Consider the following 18,575-nt stretch of genomic DNA (forward strand, 5'->3'; position numbering starts at 1 on the left):
TCCCGCTCAGTAGACACGACCCCCCGCAGCCATCGTCGGGGCGTCGATACTCCATTGTCGTGACCACTGATGCCGAAACCGTTCGGGCGACCGGTTCCGGGTTCGATCCTGTCGAGCTCCGGGCGAACCTGCGACAGGGCGACCCGGGTGTGCTGGTCGCGGTGCTGGCTCAGCTCACCGGCGACGCGTCGGTGATCGACACGTTCGGGCCGGCGATTACCCACGTGCCCGACCCGCCCGAGCGCGCGGGGGTCACTGACCCCGAGACCGCGGAGGCATTGGCGTCGGCAGTCCTCGACGCGCTCGCCAGCCCGTCACCTCATCGTGTTGCCGACGACCCGGAACTGTTCACCCGACTGCTGCCGCTCGCGCTCGGCTCTGAGGTCGACGACGAGTTCGTTCCGCTGTTGCTCGAACAGGGCGGCTTTCAGTTGTCGCAGCCGACATTGCCCCGGACCGTGCCGATCCCGGCGACGACGAGCGTGGCGATCATCGGCGCGGGTCTCGCGGGGATGATCGCCGCGTTCGCTGCCGCGGATGCCGGCGTCGCGTACGAGATCTTCGACCGCAACGACGAAGTCGGCGGGACCTGGCTGACGACGACCTACCCGGGAATTGGTGTGGATACGCCGTCGGCGTATTACTCGCTGTCGCGTGAGGTGAATCCCGACTGGACGAGCTACTACCCGCAGGGTGCGGAATACCAGGCGTATCTGGTGTCGCTGGCCGACAAGTACAGACTGCGCGACCACATCCGGTTCGGCACCGAGGTCGAGTCGCTGACGTGGGAGGAAGACCGACGGCAGTGGCGCATCGAGACGGCGGATCGTGACGGCCATCGTCGCATCAGCTATCACCGCGTGGTGATCACCGCCGCCGGATACCTCAACCGTCCGCGCTGGCCGGACGTCCGCGGTCGGGAAACTTTCGCGGGCACGAGTATTCACTCGGCGCAGTGGGACTCGTCGCTGGATCTCACCGGTAAGCGGGTCGCGGTCATCGGCGCCGGCTGCACGGCCGTGCAGATCGTCGACGCCTGCGTCGATGAGGTTGCGCACCTGACGGTTTTCCAGCGCCAGCCACACTGGGTCGCTCCGCGTAAGCGGCCGACCGACGACGTCCCCGAGTTTCGGCGCTATCTGGGGCGCCACGTGCCGTATTACGCGAACTGGCACCGGCTCAAGTCGTACTGGGCTACGTCCGACAACAACTACCCGGTGATACTGCAGGATCCGGCATGGGCAAGTGAGCACCTGTCGATCTCACCGGCCAACGACATGCTGCTGCAGATGTGCCTGGAGTACATCGACCGAACCTTCGGGGCGGACAGCGAACTGGCGAAAAAGGTGACACCTGATTTCGCACCGTACGGCAAGCGCATCATCCGGGATCCGGGTGGCTACTACGCGGCACTGACCCGCAGTCACGTCGACGTCGAGGCCAGTGAGCCCGCCGAAGTCAACGAGCGGGGGATCGTCACGGCCGACGGCCGTCAAATCGATCTCGACGTCATCATCTACGCCACCGGCTATCACCTGGACTTCCTGTCGACCATCGACATTCGTGGCCGCGGTGGTCGCACTCTCGCCGGCGAATGGGGCGACAGTCCCCGCGCCTATCGCGGTGGCACGGTGCCCGGCTTCCCCAACCTGTTCATCAACTCGGCACCGAATTACAGTCCGGGTCACGGTGCGGGCGCGAACTTCTCGATGGAAGTGATGGCGCACTACATCATCGAATGCCTGCAACTGATGGCGCTGCGCGGGGCGGCGGCGATCGAGGTGACGCAGCGGGCGCACGACGACTACGTCGCCGCGATCGACGAGGCGATGGCGGGCACAGTGTGGTGCCACACACCGAATGCGCACACGTATTACCGGTCCGGTTCGGGCCGTGTCGTGGTGGCCACTCCGTACCGACTGGTCGATATGTGGCATCAGCACCGTGCGCCCATTGAAGAGCATTTCGAACTGCGATGACTCGATTGCTCAGCGGTAAAACAGCTTTGGTCACGGGCAGCAGCCGGGGGATCGGCCGGGCGATCGCGCAGCGCTTGGCGGCCGAGGGCGCGACGGTCGTGGTGACGGCGCGTTCGTATGAGCCGTCGCAGTCCTTGCGTCGGGGATCGTCCGCGGCGCTTCCCGGCACGATCGGCGAAACCATCGAGCTCATCGAGGCGGCGGGCGGACAGGCGATCGGGATGGCGGCGGACCTGGAGAACCCCGATGATCGCGACCACCTCGTAAAGCGGGTGCTCGACAGCACCGGGCGACTCGACATCCTGGTCAACAACGCTGGTTTCGCCGACTATTCGATGGTCGAGGACATGTCGCTGGAGACCTTCGAACGCACAGTGGAGCACTATCTACGGGTGCCGTTCGTATTGACCAAGGCGGCGGTACCCGGTATGCGCGCACAAGGCGGGGGCTGGATCGTCAACATCGGATCGGTCACCGGACTGGCGCCGGTCCGGCCGTACCGCGAGTACAACAAGACCTCGGGCGACGTGGTCTACGCGTCGATCAAAGCGGCCTTGCATCGCTTCTCGCAGGGCGTCGCCGCCGAACTGCTCGACGCGAACATCGCGGTCAACTGTGTTGGTCCGTCCACCGCGGTGCGCACACCCGGTGCCTCAGCGCTGATCCCGGATACGTTCCCGACGGAACCGGTCGAGTATCTCGCCGAGACTGTGTTGGCGATGTGTCACCGGCCCGCTGCCGAACGCACGGGGCTGGTGGCTTTCAGCCTGCACTACCCATGGTCTCAGGAACTCGAGGTACACACCCTCGACGGCAACTCGGTGCTGCCGCCGCTGGAGCCACCGATCACCGCGAACCCGAACATACTGCCGGCCGGCGTCTAACCCAAAACCACGGTGTCACTGCGGCAGAAGCTGTGACACACCCGGTCCCGCACGATCACATCGGGACACTCGGGATCGAACCACCGGTCGACATGGGCCCAGTGGATCGGATGCATCAAGTACGGTCCCATCAGGCCGTCGACGTCGGTGAAATGTTGCTCGAACACGTGGGTCCACGGCGACGCACCGACGGCGCGCTCCACCCGGCTCAACTGCCATGCCGTGATCGTGCGCACATAGTGCGGCATCAGGGCGAGGTCGCTCTCGAACCGCTCGATGAGGGCCTCGTCGGTGTCGGGCGCCACCCGCAGCAGCAGGGTCCGATAGACAGTTGCGGGCTGCTCGCCGGCGGCTTCGTGTGCCGCACCACGATATTCGGCCCCGTCGACGTGCTCGACGGCGGCGGAATCGAGCGTGTTGTCGAGCTCGGCGGCACTCTCGTCACGCCTCGGTAGATCGGAGAAGCGGAGGTGCATCAGAATGTCGCCGCCGTTGCGGACACCGGGCAGCGTCGGTTCGATGAGGACGTGCGCCGCCGCCGACGCGTCCGCGACGGCACGGAGGGCGGGAATCAGTGCACCGGGTTCCTCGCCCGGTGCCAGGTGGATCAGCCTGGTGAGATTAAACATCACAGAGTTCGTCGACATCGTCGGCGGCGGCCGCCACACTGCGTGACCGTTGACAGACCAGTTCGTCGATCGTCGTCCACCATCGTCCGACGCCGGCGTCGGGCCTGCCCTTCCACGTCATCTCCCACCACGCCTGCGCACTCGGCAGCGACCAGCGGACGGTGACCGTGTTGGACTGATCGGTGAACCAGATGGGCGGGCTGACGAGGATGTCGCGCAACGTCATTCCGCGTTCGCGGGCTCCAGGGGCGTATTCGGCGAGGTATCGGTCGATGAATTCTTTGGCTCGTCCCGGCTGCGTCACCACATGGTCGACGACGTACACCGCACCGTCAGACATGCGCACCGGCGAGGATCGCGGACAGGTCTTCGCCTGCCCGCCTGTGTGCCTGCTGGGCAAGGTCGAGCACGGGCATGGTCATGAACCCGTGAACGGCGCCCTCGTAGTGCCGATGCGTCAATCGAACGCCGGCACCGGTGAGCGCCTCGCCCAATGCGATTCCTTCATCCCGCAGAGGATCGTGACCTGCCGTCACGAGTACGGCGGGTGGCACGCCGGACAAATCGGCGGATAGCGGTGCAGCGTATGGATGTTCGCGGTCGACGGGGGAGGGCACGTACTGGTCCCAATACCACTGCAATGCGAGTCGGGGATTGTAGTAGCCCTCGCCGAACAAGCGATACGACTCCGTGTCGCACTGCGGAGAGATCATCGGGTACAGCAGCAACTGCGCCGCGAGCGTGGGTGCTCCGCGATCGCGTGCCATCAGCGCGACCGTTGCCGCGAGGTGGCCACCCGCACTGTCGCCACCCACGACTATCCGGCCTGGATTGCCGCCGAGGGCATCCGCGTTCCGGGCAGCCCAGTGCGTCACCGCGAACACGTCCTCAGCGGCCGCCGGCCACGGCGCTTCCGGCGCCAGCCGGTATGCGACGGAAACCACCACGGCGGGAATCAGATTCGCCAAGCTGCGGCACAGTCCGTCGTGGCTGTCGAGATCGCAGAACACAAACCCGCCACCGTGGGCGTACACCATCGTCGGCACTGGCCCGGACGCTGAAACGGGGCGGTAGATGCGCACCGCGATGTCGCCTGCCGGCCCGTGAACGGATACGTCGCGAACGTCGCCGACCTCTTCGGGTGTTGCCGCCGCGACGAATCGGGACCTGATCGTCGCCCGTGCCGTCGCACCGGTCATCATGTGCACGGGCGGGAATCCGGCGTCGAGGGCTTCGATGATCTCGGCGATCTGCGGATCCAGCGTCATGCGTACTGCAACTCCGCTACCGGGCGCGCGGCGCTGCGCAGCGGCCGCGCGTGTTGCAGGGTCGGTGCCACCCGCCGTGGGCCGTCTTCGACGTCGCGCCATATCCCCATCGCGGTCATGCGCACCGGCGCCGCGAGACGCTGGTCGAACGTCATTCGGCTGACAGGACCGCACACCGACACCGCCGCGACAGCTTCCCCCGGTGCGCCGATGGGCGCTGCGACACAACCGAATCCGGGCACCGACTCTTCGCGGTCGAATGCGACGCCGCGGCCGCGAACGTTGGCCAGTTCAGCGCGCAGCTGAGCGGGCGTGCTGATCGAGTACCTGGTCTTGCGGGTGCTGAGATCGACGACGTCGGCCTCGCTGTTATAGGCCAGCATCGCCTTGCCCACCGCCGCGCAATGCGCGGGCTGACGACCGCCGACGCGGGTGGGTATCGCTGCCACCATCCGGCCGCCGATCTTTTCCAGATAGACCACGTCGGAGCCGTCCAACACGGCGAGATGGACGACCAGTCCCGTCGCGCGATACAGATCATGCAGCAACGGCATCGCTGCCCGGTGCAGTCGGTCCTGGTGCACGGCGAGCGAGCCGAGCTCCACGAGCCGCATCCCCAGCTCGTAGTCACGGCCGTTGCGGCGCAGCCAGCGCAGCGCGACCAGTCGTTCGAGCATCCGGTGCGCCGATGACCGGGGCAGGCCTGTGCGTCGAACGATCTGGGCCAGGTTGAGACGTCCGGGACCGTCAAACGCGTCCAACACGAGCGACACCCGATCGATCACAGCACTGGGAGTTTCGACAGCCCCGGAAATCGTTGTCATGACGCCTCCTCGCGGTCATATGACTAATAGAAATATGCCTATTTGTAGCATATGAGTGTGGCGGCTGTCACGTAGGCCTGCCGAAATGCGTTGACTCTGCGGTGCGGGCGCGCGGCACTCGCACTTTTGCGCCCCGGGCGCAGAGTCGGCGTGCAGAAGCGACGCGTCAGCCCTTGGCTGCGGAGCTTCCCGCACGACGGCCGTAGAAGCTGCCGTCACCGAGCGAGATTCCGCTGGCGTAGCCCCAGGCGGCCACGCCCGCGGTACAGCGCCCCGCGGCGTACAGGCCGGGAATCGGTTCGCCGCTGACGTGCAGCACCTCGGAGTCCAGCGTGGTCAGCAGCCCGCCCAGCGTGAACCCGGCGCAACTCGCCCGGAGGTCGATGGCGCCGACGGGCGCGCCGATGGGCTTCAGCCATTCGGGCTTCTTGTGCAGCAGCGGATCCTCGCCGCGGGCAGCGGCCTCGTTGTACGCGGTGACCGTGGCCTGCAACGAGCCAGGCGGAAGGCCGATCTCGCCCTCGAGTTCCGCGACGCTGTCGCAGACCCACGTCGCCGGACGTTTGAGGAACGGCGTAGGGGACGTCGCGGCCATCGCCTCCTCCTGCGCGTCACCGTCGATGATGAGGTACGCCGTGTCGTCCTGGTGATACAGCGTGAGCTGCCCGATGCGGCCGGAGTACATGTCCTCGGGGACATAGCGCTGTCCTCGCCCGTTGACGAGGATGCCGCGCACGGTCTGCTGGGGGTCGATGAGGAATGCCACTTCGGTGGCGTCCATGTGGGCGAGATCGGCGCCCAGCGCCTGCGCCATCCGAATCGCCTGGCCATCATGCTGTTCGATCGCCGCTCCGGGGCGTCCGAGAAGCCGCGGTGCATACTGCGCCATCATCGCGTCGTTGTACGCGAAGCTGCCCGCGGCGAGAACGACGCCACCGCGTGCACGGATCGCAACGGGATCGCCGTACTGGCGGGCGATGAGCCCAGCGACGCGGCCGTCGGACTGCACCGCCAACGAGGACGCGTGAACGTCGTACACCGCGCGCACACCCAGCGACGTCGCGGTGTCGACGAGTGGTTTCATCAGCATGTAGCCGGCACTGGCTTCGCCGGCCTTCTTGTTGGCCATCTGCGGGATATGGCCGCGCGGAGCAGGTTTGGCGATTGTGTTGAACGGATAGGCGTTCTCGCCACCGGTGAACATCAGGCCCTCGTCCCCGGGCGGCTCCCAGCCGGGCTCGCCCCAGAACTCCGGTTTGAACGGCACACCGCACCGCACCAGCCAGTCGAAGTGTTCCACGCTTCCCGCGCAGTAGTCACCGACCCGTTTCGCGTCGGCGCCCGGCCCCATCGCCACGTTGAGGAACGCCGCCATGTTGTCGACGGAATCGTCGAAACCGCACGCCTTCTGAAGCCCGGTACCACCGCCGAGGTAGATGAACCCGCCCGCCATCGCGGCGGCGCCGCCCCACCCGCCGGTGCGTTCGACAACGAGGACGTCGGCGCCGGCCGAGGCGGCCTCCACCGCTGCGGCCACACCGGCGATGCCGTATCCCGCGATCACGACATCGGCTTCGTAGTCCCAACTCTCGATCTGGTCAGCAGACTTGGGGTAGACGTCGGTATCCATCGGCTACATCCGCATCGCGGCTGGCGGTTCGCCCATCCACTGGTGACCCCAGTAGCTGTCGGCGGTGATTTCCTCTGCGGTGTAATACCGTTCGTCCACACGCATGCCGTCGGTGCCGAACTCGATGTCCCAGTCGCCGGGCGCGCGGACGTAGAAGGACACCATCTTGTCGTTGGTGTGGCGGCCCAGCGTCGAGGACAGCTGGAAACCCTCGGCGTTGACTCGGTCGAGCGCCTGCCCGACGGCATCGAGGCTGTCGACCTCCACCATGACGTGGACCAGGCCGGGCTTGTCCTGGTTCATCGACGGGCAGATCGCCAGGCTGTGGTGCCGCTCGTTGATGCCCAGGAACCGAACCCGTATCGGACCGAACTCCGGCGGGGCGGGTACGCGGAAGGCTCCGCGCGAGCGGAATCCCAGGACGCCGGTGTAGAAGTCGAACAGGCCGTTGGCATCCATCGCGGGCACCACCACGTGGCCGAGACCCTGGTCGCCGGTGACGAACCGCGCCCCGAACGGGGTGATGACCGGGCTGTGGTCGAGCACCGCGCCGTGGAACACCTCCAGCGTCGTACCCGCCGGATCGGAGAACGTGATCACTTCCTCCACGCGCCGTTCGTCGGCCTCGGCGGGGGACAAGTCCTTGAACGCGATCGACGCGGCGTCCAACGAGGTTTTGACTTCCTCGAGCGCGGCGTGGTCGCGCACCTCCCAGCCGACCGTCAGAACCCGGTCGATGTCGCCGGGTACGACGATGATGCGCGCTGCGCGCTCATCCATCCGCAGGTACAGGGCCGAGGGATCGGGACCCGAGCCCTCGGCGAATCCCAGCACGCCGAAGGCGAACTGGCGCCACCGATCGATATCGCTGGCCGCAACGGTGATGTAGCCGAGGCTCTTGAGAATGCTCATCGGTCAGATCAGCGCCCGCAGCGGACCCTCGGGGTCGACTCCGAACGAGCTCAGCGCCGACGCGTGATACGGCGTGCCGGGGATGTGGATCGCGTGGGCCAGACCTGCGTGCGCGTCGCGCCAGTACCGTTGCAGCGGTTTGTCCATCCGCAACGCGTTGCCGCCCGATCGGGCGAAGATCTGGTCGACGGCGGCGACCGCGCGCCACGCCGCGCGCACCTGTGTCCGTCGTCCGGCGGCACGGTCTTCGAAGGACACCTCCTTGCCGGTGTCGACGATGTCGTAGATGCGGTCGACGTTGGCCAGCAGTTCCTGGCGGGCGGCGTTGATGTCCGCGGCGGCCTCGCCGATGGCGTACATGACGTACGGGTCGTCCTTGACCGCACCGTAGGCGCCGACGCGGTCACGCTGGTAATCGAGGTGGGCGGCCAGTGCTCCCTCGGCGATGCCGACCACGGCGGACGTGATGCCCAGCGGGAACATCGTCGACCACGGCATGAGGTACAGCGTCGACGACATCCCGGCCTTGCGCTGGGCGGTGCCGTCCATCACCTCGGTGGCGTCCATCGTCCGGTAGTCGGGGACGAAGGCGTCGCGCACGATGACGTCCTTGGAGCCGGTGCCACGCAGACCCACGACATTCCAGGAGTCCTCGACGATCTCGTAGTCCTTGCGCGGCAGGATCATGTGCAGCATCTGCGGCGGCATGAGCGGTTTGCCCTCGGCGTCACCCAGCATCGCGCCGAGGATGATCCACTCGCATTGGTCGGTGCCCGAGCTGAACTGCCAGCGCCCGTTGAAGATGTAGCCCCCGTCGACCGGCTTGGCCACACCCTGCGGCGCGTACGGCGACGCGACCCAGGTGTCGACGTCGGCGCCCCAGATCTCCTCGGCCACCTTGGGATCGGCGTAGGCCAACTGATAGGGGTGCACGCCGACGACGCCGTTGATCCATCCCGCGGCGGGATCGAGCGTCGCCGTCGCCATCACCGTCTCGGCGAACTCGCGCGGATGGACCTCGAAGCCGTTGTACTTGGTGGGCTGCAGCAGCCGGATGTTGCCCGCCGCCTTCATCGCCTTGGCTGTCTGGTCGGTGAGTTGGCCGATCTTCTCGGCCTCGGCGCCCTGCTCACGCAATTGGCCGGCCATCTCCATCACTCGGTCGATTACCCGCTCGGTCATGCTTTCGTCCTTACTGTGTGGGCTTGATTGATGGTCTACCGCAGGTAGCCCCGACGCCGCAGGCAATCCCGGTCAGTGGACTGCCGCCGTCAAAACTCGATGTGCACCGTGTCGGAGACGGGTCTGGTCTGACAGGCCAGGATCAGGCCGGCGTCGCGATCCGTGGGTTCGAGCACATCGTTCGGTGCCATATCGACCTCCCCGGAGACGACGCTGCACACGCACGAGCCGCACCGCCCTTCGCGGCACGAGTGGGGCACGTCGATGCCCGCCGCCACCATCACGTCGACGAGTGTGGACTGCGGCGGCCAGTCGAGGTGATGCCGTTGTCCGTCGAGATCCACGTCGGCTCTGGCCATGGCGGCCAGTGTCGGTCCTGGGCGGCTGCGTCGGACAGCACCGCCCGGTGTTCGGGAGCCGGAATCGTGAGCGTCCGGTGACCGGGAAACCGCCCGGCTCGCCGTCCGCGACGACCTACCGTGTGGTCGTGAGCAACGAGGCAGACGTGGACGTCGTCGTCGTGGGCGCAGGGTTCGCCGGAATCTACGCCCTGCACAAGTTCCGGTCGCTGGGATTGGCGGTGCGGGTGTTCGAGGCCGCGTCGGAGGTCGGCGGCACGTGGTACTTCAACCGGTACCCCGGAGCGCGCTGCGATGTCGAAAGTGTCGACTACTGCTACTCGTTCTCCGACGAGTTGCAACAGAAATGGTCGTGGAGCGAGAAATATGCGACCCAGGCCGAGATCCTGCGGTACCTGAATTGGGTCGTCGACGAACTCGATCTGCGGGACGGCATCACGTTCAACACGCGTGTGACATCGGCGGTGTTCGATGACGCCGCTGTGCGCTGGACGGCGAACACCGACACGGGGGAGTCGGTCAACGCACGATTCTGCGTGATGGCGACGGGACCGCTGTCGGCTGCGTTGACGCCGGACTTCCCGGGCCTGTCCTCGTTCGAGGGCGAGGTTTACCACACCGCGCACTGGCCGAAGGAGACAGTCGACTTCACCGGCAAGCGCGTCGCCGTGATCGGCACCGGATCGTCGGGCATCCAGTCGATACCGATCATCGCCGACCAGGCGCAGAAGCTCGTCGTCTTCCAACGCACCCCGAATTACAGTGTCCCCGCCGGTAATCGAACCTTGACGGACAAGGACGTCGCCGACTACAAGGCTTCTTACGACGAGCGCCGTCGGTTGTCGTGGCGGAGCGGCGGAGGCTCACCGCACATCGCGCACCCCAAGCTGACGATGGAGGCCACCGCGCAGGAGCGCAGGGCCGCATTCGAAAAGCGCTGGGAACTCGGCGGCGTGTTGTTCTCCAAGACCTTCAGCGACCAGATGACGGATATCGAAGCCAACGATGAGGCCCGGAGGTTCTACGAGGAAAAGGTCCGCGCCGTCATCGATGATCCCGACGTCGCCGACCTGTTGATCCCGAACGACCACCCGATCGGCACCAAACGGATCTGCACCGACACCAACTACTTTCAGACGTTCAACCGGTCACACGTCGACCTCGTCAGTGTCCGCAGGACGCCCATCGAGTTCATCGACGCCACCGGCATCACCACCTCCGACGCACGGTTCGACGTCGATGCGATCGTGCTCGCCACCGGGTTCGACGCGATGACGGGTGCACTCGCGAAAATCGACATCGTCGGGCGGGACGGCCACACATTGCGCGACGATTGGGCCGACGGGCCACGGACGTATCTCGGGTTGAGTGTGGACGACTTCCCGAATCTGTTCTTGGTGTCCGGACCCGGCGCACCAGCCGTGCTGGCCAACATGGTGCTGCACGCAGAAGCCCACGTGAACTGGATCGCCGATGCCATTTCTTATCTCGACACCCATGGTCACACCGCCATCGAGGCGACCCCCGACGCCGTCGAGGACTGGAACGCCGAACTGAGCCGTCGGGCGAACGCCTCGCTGTTCACGAGGGCTAACTCTTGGTACATGGGGGCCAATGTGCCCGGCAAGCCAAGGGGTTTCATGCTCTTCATCGGTGGATTCGCCACCTACCTCGACATCTGCAACGAAGTCGTCAGCGCGGGCTACAAAGGTTTCCGTCTCCTGAATGCATCATGATGTCGGGACTTGACGGCAAGGTGGTCGTCGTGACCGGTGCAGGGAGGGGAACCGGACGCGTCCACTGTCAACGGTTCGCCGACGAAGGTGCGGACGTCATTGCGCTCGATGCCGCCGAGGTTGCCGGTGATCTCGATGACACAGCACGCGAGGTGCGCGATCGCGGCCGGCGATGCGTCGCCGCGATGGTCGACGTACGCGATGCCGATGCGATGTCGGCCGCGATCGACGCGGCCGTCGGCGAACTGGGTCGCCTCGACGTCGTCGTGGCCAATGCCGGTGTACACACCGCAGGCGCACCGACATGGGAGCTCAGCGACGAAACCTGGCAGAACACCCTGGACATCAATCTGACCGGGGTGTTTCACACCGTGAAGTCGACGGTGCCACACATCGGTGGGGGCGGGGGATCTGTGGTGATCATCAGTTCCACCAACGGATTACGTGGTACTCCCAACAGCGCGCACTACACCGCCAGCAAGCATGCGCTGGTCGGCCTTGCCCGCACGCTGGCCAATGAGCTGGGGCCCCAGCGGATTCGGGTCAACACCGTTCATCCGGGGGCGGTCGGTACCGCGATGGTACTCAACGACGCGACATTCCGTCGGCTGTGTCCCGACGTGCCCAACCCCACAGCGGCCGACGCCGCCGAAGTCCTCAAGGCCCGCAACCTGTTGCCGGTGGGATGGGTCGAGCCCGTCGACATCGCCAACGCCGTGGTGTTCCTGGCCTCCGACGAAGCCCGCTACATCACCGGAACCCAACTCGTGATCGACGCCGGTCTGACGCAGAAGGTATGACGATGGGTCGATTGCAGGGGAAGGTCGCACTGATCACTGGCGCGGCGCGGGGTATCGGACGCGCGCAGGCGGTTCGATTTGCGCAGGAGGGTGCCGACGTCATCGCTCTGGACATCTGCGGCCCAGTGGACACCGTCGTCACACCGCCGGCGACACCCGTCGATCTCGACGACACGGCCCGGCTGGTATCCGAAGCCGGCCGCCGTGTCGTCACCGAGGTCGTCGACGTCCGTGACACCGCTGCTGTGCAGGCCGCGACGGACCGCGGCGTCGAGGTCCTCGGTGGTCTGGACATCGTGTGCGCGACCGCGGGGATCACATCGCGCGAGATGGCCATGGAGATGTCCGAGATTGCCTGGCAGACAATGCTGGACGTCAACCTGACCGGGGTCTGGCGGACCTGTCGTGCCACCGCACCGCATCTCATCGAACGCGGGGCGGGGTCGATGATTCTGATCAGCTCCATCGCGGGCCTACGCGGTTTGGTCGGGGTCGCGCACTACACCTCGGCCAAACACGGTGTGGTCGGGCTCATGCGTACCCTCGCCAATGAGCTTGCACCGCACAATATCCGGGTCAACTCGGTTCATCCGACAAATGTCGACACGCCGATGATCCAGAACGACAACGTCCGCGCCGCGTTCCGGCCGGACCTCGAGCATGTCTCGCGTGAGCAGTTCGCGGAGGCGGCGTGCTCGATGAACATGTTGCCGATTCCGTGGGTCGACCCCGTCGACGTCGCCAACGCATGCCTGTTCCTGGCCTCGGACGAGGCCCGCTACATCACGGCGGTCACGCTGCCGGTGGACGCGGGCAGCACTCAGCGGTGAGAACTCAGCGGGTCAGGAACGCCAGCACCGTGCTTACGAATGCATCCTTGGCCTCGATCATCGCCCAGTGCCCGCAGTTGGGGAACACGTGCAGTTCGGCGTTGGGGATGGTCCGCATCGGGATCAGGGCCATGTCCAGGGGGCTCACCCGGTCATCGCGGCCCCACGTCAGCAGCGTCGGCGCCGCGAGTTTGTGCATCGTCGCCCAGGGCAGTGGACCATCGGATGCCCGCATCGCCGCCATCATCTGCGTGAACGCCGCCTTGCCGTACATGCGGCGGGCGCTTTCCAGCGTCGGTGGATCCGTCGCCAGCGCCCACCGTTCCTCGATCAGTTGCTCGGTCACCAGTGCCGGGTCGTACACCATCGAGTGCAACCAGTCGACCAGTCGCTGCCGCGTCGGGTCCTCGGTGAATTCCTGCAAGAGCCGGATGCCCTCACTGGGGCCCGGCGAGAAGATGTTGGTGCCGATCCCGCCGATCGTGACGAGGCGCCGCACCTTCGACGGCTGATGGGTCGCGTAGTTGATGCCGACGGCGCCACCCATCGAATTACCGACGATGTCGACGGAATCGAGTCCCAGCGCGTCCACGAACGTGCCCACGGCGCCGAACGCGGTGATCATCGGGTGGCCGCCGAAGTCGTCGCTCACGCCGAAGCCGGGGAACTCCAGCACGAGGCAGCGGAAGCGCTCCGCGAAGGTGCCCACAATGCCGCGGAAATTGCGCCAGCCCGTCACCCCCGGACCGGACCCGTGCAAGAGCAACAGGGGAGGACCATCACCCGCTTCGTGGTAGCGAAGAACGCCCGCCTCGGTGGGCATCTCGCGAAGCGTGCCGTCATAGGTCAATTCCGCTGTCATCACCGATCCCGTCGCCGACAATTGGGCCATACCTCAGACTGGCATCGTGACATACGGCGTCGCGGCCGCCGTCCCGGTGACCGGGCCGTGAGCACGACTACGCGGTGCCCCTGGTCATCAGCAGAGAGTTCCGATCATTCCGCGGCTTCTTCGACAGGTTTCAACTCTTCCACCGAGTCCGGTTCGGTCGCCGGGTCACTTGCGTCACGGGTGGCGGGCCGTTTGTCGCGTCGCTGCTCCGCAGACAACGCGGCGCCGAGCGCCAAGAAGAACAGGATGAACAGCGGTGCGCCGAGATAGGAGTTCATGGGGCCGCCGGGCGAGATGAAACTTCCCGGCGGGCCGATGATCGTGGTCGTCTCGATCAACTGCTCCACCGCGAACACCGCGGCGACGATCCCGAGCCAGCGCGGAAATTGACCGGCGTTGGCGGCCAACAGAATCGGTACAGCCATCATGAGGTTCGTGATCGTCAGCATCGGACCCGACATGGTCACGACGTCGGTGATCGTCCGTGCGGTCGCCGAGCCGAGCTGTTCGGGGTGCAATGCCAAACCCGCGGTGAACCACGTCGCGATGAACACCTGCGCCAGCAACGCCGCGGCGCCGACGGTGAAAACGTAGCCGGCCGGGCCCGACAACCGCTCACGTGCATACCCGAGTAGCGCGACGAGCGCGAGAGACCCGAACGCCACCAACAATGCCTGCGCACGCATCTGCGCCGAATGCCCGATCGCGTGCGCGACGATCGCCGAGCCCGGCTTGTCGATGCCGGGAAATCTCGGAGTCAGCACCAGTGCAACGGCGTACAGCACGGCGAATGCAATACCGGCCGTCATCGGGGTTCGACGATCCATGTTGCACCCCCTCGTGCCGCGGCGAGACTCATAGACGCGGACACCGGACATCAACCCTAGACAACGCACCTATCCACAACCGTCATTTGATCCCCAGCGCGCGTCGCGTGTCCCTGTTCTCGGCAGGTGCGGTCCGACGCCGGGCCTACTTTCGGCTCATGCGAACGGAATTGCCAACCGAGCGTCTGCATCGCCGTCTCGGCGCTGAGAGTGAGCCCGATACCGACGCCGACGGCGAACCCCAGCCCGACACGTTGTTGTCGCGGTGGTTACCCGATTCCGATGCGGGCGGACCGCCGAGTTGGCTGGCGGCCGTGCGAGCAGATCCGGGCAGGGCTGGGGTCATCGCATTGGGGGTTGTGGGTGTCGTCGCGGTTCTGGTCACACTGTTCACGTTGGCTCGCGACGACTCGCCGCCGGTGACTTCGGCGAAACTGCCACCGGTGCAAATGGTTTCGTCGACGAGTCCGACTCCATCCGCTGGTGCGCCCGCACCCGATACTCCCGTCGTGGTGAGCGTGGTCGGCCTTGTCGGTAAGCCTGGCCTGGTCACGCTGGACCCGGGCGCTCGGATCGCCGATGCGCTCGCTGCCGCGGGCGGAGCGCTCGACGGCGCGGATCTGTTGGAACTGAACATGGCACGACGAGTCGCCGACGGCGAGCAGATCGTCGTCGGCATCGCTCCGGTACCGGGGGAGCCGGCGACGATGGGCAGCTCCATCAGCCCGGGAGCGGCCCCGGCCCCGTCATCGGAGGCGCCTTCGATTTCCGGCGATCCCGCAGCGCCGGACGGTCTGGTGGACCTCAACAGCGCAACCGTCGAGCAGCTCGACAGCCTCCCGGGGATCGGCCCGGTGACCGCGGCAGCGATCGTCGCGTGGCGTGACGCCAACGGACGCTTCAGCAGCGTCGACCAACTCGGTGACGTCGACGGAATCGGGCCTGCGCGGCTGGAGAAGCTGCGCGATCGCGTTCATGTGTGACCACGATGGACCCGGGCGTCACGCGACTCGACGTCCGTCTGGTACCGGCGGCGCTGACCGGCTGGTCGGTGACAGCTGCCGGAATCCTCTGGCCTACAACAGGTGTGATCGCCGTTTTGACGGTTGCGGTCGCGGTGACCGCAGCGGCGGGGTGGTGGTGTCGTGGCCGCGGCGAGGATGATCGCACCTTTGGTGCAGGGGTGCTCGCCGTCGCGGTGGTCGGTGCCGCATTCGCGATCGCGATCGGACTTCGCGTCGACGCGCTGGGACAGCATCCGGTCTCCCAGCGCTACGGCACGGTCGCCTCCGTCCTCGTCACTCCGGTGGAAAGCCCGCGTGAAGTGGGCGGCAACCGGACCATGTTCCGCGCGACGTTGCAGGAACTCGACGGTCACGCGATGAGTGGAAGGGTGGTCGTATTCGCCTCGGCCGCTGCCTTTTCGGAGCTGATTGCGGGCCGGCCCGTCGCATTCCGCGCCCAGATCGGCCGACCGACTCGTAACGATTTGACGGTTGCCGTGCTATCGGCGACAGGCACGCCGACGTGGGGTGAGGCGGCAACGGTGCTGCGGGCCGCACATGACGTCCGCGCGGGCTTCGTCGAGGCGGCGCGAACTGCCCTACCCGCGGATCAGGCGGCGATGTTGCCTGCGCTGGTCCTGGGTGACACGTCAACGCTGTCGCCGCAGACGACCGAGGAGTTCCGGGCATCGGGCCTCACGCACCTGACCGCCGTGTCCGGCGCCAACGTGACCATCGTGTGCGGGGCGGTGCTGTTGAGTGCCGCTCTCGTCGGGCCGCGGGTGGCGGTCGTGCTCGCGGCGTTCGCGTTGCTCGGTTTCGTTGTCGTCGTGCAGCCCTCGGCGAGTGTGTTGCGCGCCGCGGTCATGGGCGCGGTCACCCTGTTGGCGGTGGTCTCGCACCGCCGTCGGCAGGCCATTCCGGCACTGGCGGCGACGGTTCTGCTGCTGATGATCGCGTCACCCGAGCTCGCTGTCGACCTGGGGTTCGCGCTGTCGGTGTCGGCGACCGCGGCGTTGGTGGTCATCGCACCTGCGTGGTCGCGGCGCCTGGTCGGCCGTGGCTGGCCTAAGCCGCTCGCCGACGCGGTGTGCGTCGCCATCGCCGCCCAACTCGTCACCGCACCGCTCATCGCAGGGATATCGGGCACCCTGAGCGTAATGTCGGTGGCCGCCAATCTGGCCGTCGCCGTGGTCATTCCACCGATCACCGTCGTCGGCACCGCCGCCGCGGCAGTGTGCCCGGTCTGGCCTGCGGGAGCGGATCTGCTGATCAGGTTCACCGGACCCGAACTGTGGTGGCTGCTTCACGTTGCGCACTGGTCGGCGAATGTTCCGGGCGCGTCGCTCGCCGTACCGTCAGGGCTGCCGGGTGTCGTCATCATCGCGGCCGCGGGGGCCGCGGTGGTGGTGCTATGGCGCTGGCGCTGGACCCGGATGGGGGTATGGGTGGCGATCGTCGTCGGGTTGGCGTGGACGGTGTCGGGTCTGTCAGGCGGCCATGACACGATCGTCGGGTGAGTGAGGATGCTGCACGTTTGCACCTGGTGCTCGGAGACGAAGAGCTGCTGGTCGAACGGGCGATAGCCGGCGTGCTCAAAGGTGCCCGCAAGCGGGCGGGCACCGAGGACGTCCCCGTGGACCGGCTGCGCGCCGGTGAGGTCAGCACCAGCGAGCTCGCCGAGCTGCTGAGCCCGTCGTTGTTCGCCGAAGAGCGTGTCGTGGTGCTGGAGTCCGCGGCCGAGGCGGGCAAGGACGCGGTCGCGCTCATCTCCGATGTCGCCGCCGACCTGCCGTCTGGTACCGAGTTGATCGTGGTGCACTCGGGTGGTGGCCGCGCCAAGGCGCTGGCGGACAAGCTCAAAAGCCTTGGTGCACAGGTCCATCCATGCGCACGGATCACGAAATTCGCCGAGCGTGCCGACTTTGTGCGGCGCGAGTTTCGCGCACTGAAGGTCAAAGTCGGCGACGACACCGTGACAGCGCTGCTGGACGCCGTCGGCTCCGACATCCGCGACCTGGCCTCGGTGTGCTCGCAGTTGGTCGCCGACACCGATGGAGAGGTCGACGCCGCGGCCGTACGTCGATACCACTCGGGAAAGGCCGAGGTGAAGGGCTTCGACATCGCGGACAAGGCGGTCGTCGGCGACGTCGCGGGCGCCGCCGAGGCGCTGCGCTGGGCGATGCTGGCCGGCGAGCCCCAGGTGGTATTGGCCGACGCACTGGCCGAGGCCGTTCACACGATCGCCCGGGTAGCACCACTGTCCGGCGATCCCTACCGGCTGGCGTCGGAGCTGGGCATGCCGCCGTGGCGGGTGCAGAAGGCGCAGAAGCAGGCGAGACGGTGGTCTCGCGCCTCGGTCGCGGAGGCGATGCGCCTCGTCGCGGCGTTGAACGCCGATGTGAAGGGAGCCGCAGCGGACGCCGACTACGCGTTGGAGTCAGCGGTGCGAAAGGTCGCCGAGCTCGTCCAGGACTAGTTGCCCGAAATCAGACTTAAGCGGACGGCCGGGATCAGATCTTGTTGAACGCACGCGACAGCGCGGACTTGCGGTTGGCCGCCTGGTTCTTGTGGATCACGCCTTTACTTGCGGCCTTGTCGAGCTGACGGCTGGTCTTCAGCAGCAACTCGTTGGCCTTGTCCTTGTCCCCGGCCTCGACGGCCTCCCGGAATCCGCGGACAGCCGTATGAAGAGACGACTTCACCGACTTGTTGCGCAGTCTGCGGCGCTCGTTCGTCTTGATGCGCTTTTCCTGCGACTTGATGTTGGCCACGCGTGTTTTCCTTCGTAAATCCAGGTTGGTTGAATGCAAAGACGT

General features: G+C 66.5%; 19 protein-coding genes. 8 read left to right on the forward strand and 11 right to left on the reverse strand.

The genetic code is table 11. The features are described 5' to 3' along the window. Positions 1-53 precede the first annotated feature (53 nt). Positions 54-1,979, forward strand: a complete 1,926-nt coding sequence (locus G6N36_RS00460) for a flavin-containing monooxygenase (protein ID WP_372512381.1) — start codon at positions 54-56, stop codon at positions 1,977-1,979. Further along, the gene (locus G6N36_RS00465) at positions 1,976-2,863 is read left to right on the forward strand and encodes an SDR family NAD(P)-dependent oxidoreductase (RefSeq protein WP_163684042.1); all 888 of its coding nucleotides are present in this window, start codon (positions 1,976-1,978) and stop codon (positions 2,861-2,863) included. Before G6N36_RS00460 ends, G6N36_RS00465 begins: the two co-directional genes overlap by 4 nt. Here the strand turns inward: G6N36_RS00465 and G6N36_RS00470 are convergent. The 8 genes from G6N36_RS00470 to G6N36_RS00505 all read right to left on the reverse strand — a co-directional run bounded on the left by G6N36_RS00470 (position 2,860) and on the right by G6N36_RS00505 (position 9,667). Beyond that, the gene (locus G6N36_RS00470) at positions 2,860-3,492 is read right to left on the reverse strand and encodes a Dabb family protein (RefSeq protein ID WP_163684044.1); all 633 of its coding nucleotides are present in this window, start codon (positions 3,490-3,492) and stop codon (positions 2,860-2,862) included. The genes G6N36_RS00465 and G6N36_RS00470 overlap by 4 nt on opposite strands. Beyond that, a complete protein-coding gene (locus G6N36_RS00475) occupies positions 3,485-3,832 on the reverse strand; it encodes an alpha-amylase family protein (RefSeq protein WP_163684045.1) in 348 nt (115 codons plus the stop codon). The genes G6N36_RS00470 and G6N36_RS00475 overlap by 8 nt, the downstream gene beginning before the upstream one ends. After that, positions 3,825-4,760 (reverse strand): LipP1 family hormone-sensitive lipase, encoded by a 936-nt coding sequence (locus tag G6N36_RS00480; protein ID WP_163684047.1) that lies wholly within the window; start codon positions 4,758-4,760, stop codon positions 3,825-3,827. Before G6N36_RS00480 ends, G6N36_RS00475 begins: the two co-directional genes overlap by 8 nt. Next, positions 4,757-5,575 (reverse strand): IclR family transcriptional regulator, encoded by an 819-nt coding sequence (locus G6N36_RS00485; RefSeq protein WP_372512382.1) that lies wholly within the window; start codon positions 5,573-5,575, stop codon positions 4,757-4,759. The genes G6N36_RS00480 and G6N36_RS00485 overlap by 4 nt, the downstream gene beginning before the upstream one ends. Before the next feature lie 175 nt (positions 5,576-5,750). Further along, positions 5,751-7,214 carry an FAD-dependent oxidoreductase gene (locus tag G6N36_RS00490; protein ID WP_163684050.1) on the reverse strand — a complete coding sequence of 488 codons (1,464 nt, stop codon included), beginning with the start codon at positions 7,212-7,214 and terminating at the stop codon, positions 5,751-5,753. A gap of 3 nt (positions 7,215-7,217) precedes the next feature. Next, positions 7,218-8,126, reverse strand: coding sequence for a biphenyl-2,3-diol 1,2-dioxygenase (gene bphC, locus G6N36_RS00495; RefSeq protein WP_163684052.1), 909 nt, complete (start codon positions 8,124-8,126; stop codon positions 7,218-7,220). Between the two features lie 3 nt (positions 8,127-8,129). Continuing rightward, a complete protein-coding gene (locus G6N36_RS00500) occupies positions 8,130-9,308 on the reverse strand; it encodes an acyl-CoA dehydrogenase family protein (protein ID WP_163684054.1) in 1,179 nt (392 codons plus the stop codon). 89 nt (positions 9,309-9,397) lie between these two features. After that, entirely contained in the window at positions 9,398-9,667 is a 270-nt protein-coding gene (locus G6N36_RS00505; RefSeq protein ID WP_179964685.1) for a 2Fe-2S iron-sulfur cluster-binding protein, read from the reverse strand. A gap of 128 nt (positions 9,668-9,795) precedes the next feature. Here G6N36_RS00505 and G6N36_RS00510 point away from each other — a divergent pair, with 128 nt between their 5' ends. Genes G6N36_RS00510 through G6N36_RS00520 form a run of 3 tightly spaced genes read left to right on the forward strand, consistent with a single transcriptional unit; the run spans position 9,796 to position 13,033 of the window. After that, the gene (locus tag G6N36_RS00510; RefSeq protein ID WP_170311099.1) at positions 9,796-11,403 is read left to right on the forward strand and encodes a flavin-containing monooxygenase; all 1,608 of its coding nucleotides are present in this window, start codon (positions 9,796-9,798) and stop codon (positions 11,401-11,403) included. Then, positions 11,403-12,203, forward strand: coding sequence for a mycofactocin-coupled SDR family oxidoreductase (locus tag G6N36_RS00515; RefSeq protein ID WP_163690274.1), 801 nt, complete (start codon positions 11,403-11,405; stop codon positions 12,201-12,203). Before G6N36_RS00510 ends, G6N36_RS00515 begins: the two co-directional genes overlap by 1 nt. A 2-nt stretch (positions 12,204-12,205) precedes the next feature. Beyond that, positions 12,206-13,033, forward strand: coding sequence for a mycofactocin-coupled SDR family oxidoreductase (locus G6N36_RS00520; RefSeq protein ID WP_163684060.1), 828 nt, complete (start codon positions 12,206-12,208; stop codon positions 13,031-13,033). Between the two features lie 4 nt (positions 13,034-13,037). Here G6N36_RS00520 and G6N36_RS00525 read toward each other — a convergent pair whose 3' ends face one another. Then, positions 13,038-13,895 carry an alpha/beta fold hydrolase gene (locus tag G6N36_RS00525; RefSeq protein WP_163684062.1) on the reverse strand — a complete coding sequence of 286 codons (858 nt, stop codon included), beginning with the start codon at positions 13,893-13,895 and terminating at the stop codon, positions 13,038-13,040. Positions 13,896-14,029: 134 nt separating this feature from the next. After that, the gene (locus G6N36_RS00530; RefSeq protein WP_235689924.1) at positions 14,030-14,752 is read right to left on the reverse strand and encodes a hypothetical protein; all 723 of its coding nucleotides are present in this window, start codon (positions 14,750-14,752) and stop codon (positions 14,030-14,032) included. A gap of 158 nt (positions 14,753-14,910) precedes the next feature. Between G6N36_RS00530 and G6N36_RS00535 the strand changes: the two genes are divergently transcribed. The 3 genes from G6N36_RS00535 to holA are packed head-to-tail and all read left to right on the forward strand — an operon-like array spanning position 14,911 to position 18,235. Next, complete coding sequence (locus G6N36_RS00535) at positions 14,911-15,735, forward strand: ComEA family DNA-binding protein (RefSeq protein WP_163684064.1); 825 nt, start codon at positions 14,911-14,913, stop codon at positions 15,733-15,735. Between the two features lie 5 nt (positions 15,736-15,740). Next, complete coding sequence (locus tag G6N36_RS00540; RefSeq protein ID WP_163690276.1) at positions 15,741-17,276, forward strand: ComEC/Rec2 family competence protein; 1,536 nt, start codon at positions 15,741-15,743, stop codon at positions 17,274-17,276. Next, entirely contained in the window at positions 17,273-18,235 is a 963-nt protein-coding gene (gene holA, locus G6N36_RS00545) for a DNA polymerase III subunit delta (RefSeq protein ID WP_163684067.1), read from the forward strand. The genes G6N36_RS00540 and holA overlap by 4 nt, the downstream gene beginning before the upstream one ends. Positions 18,236-18,269: 34 nt before the next feature. Here holA and rpsT read toward each other — a convergent pair whose 3' ends face one another. Beyond that, positions 18,270-18,530 carry a 30S ribosomal protein S20 gene (gene rpsT / locus G6N36_RS00550; RefSeq protein WP_083125256.1) on the reverse strand — a complete coding sequence of 87 codons (261 nt, stop codon included), beginning with the start codon at positions 18,528-18,530 and terminating at the stop codon, positions 18,270-18,272. Positions 18,531-18,575: the final 45 nt, after the last annotated feature.

This window comes from Mycolicibacterium gadium, from assembly GCF_010728925.1.
Lineage (GTDB): Bacteria > Actinomycetota > Actinomycetes > Mycobacteriales > Mycobacteriaceae > Mycobacterium > Mycobacterium gadium.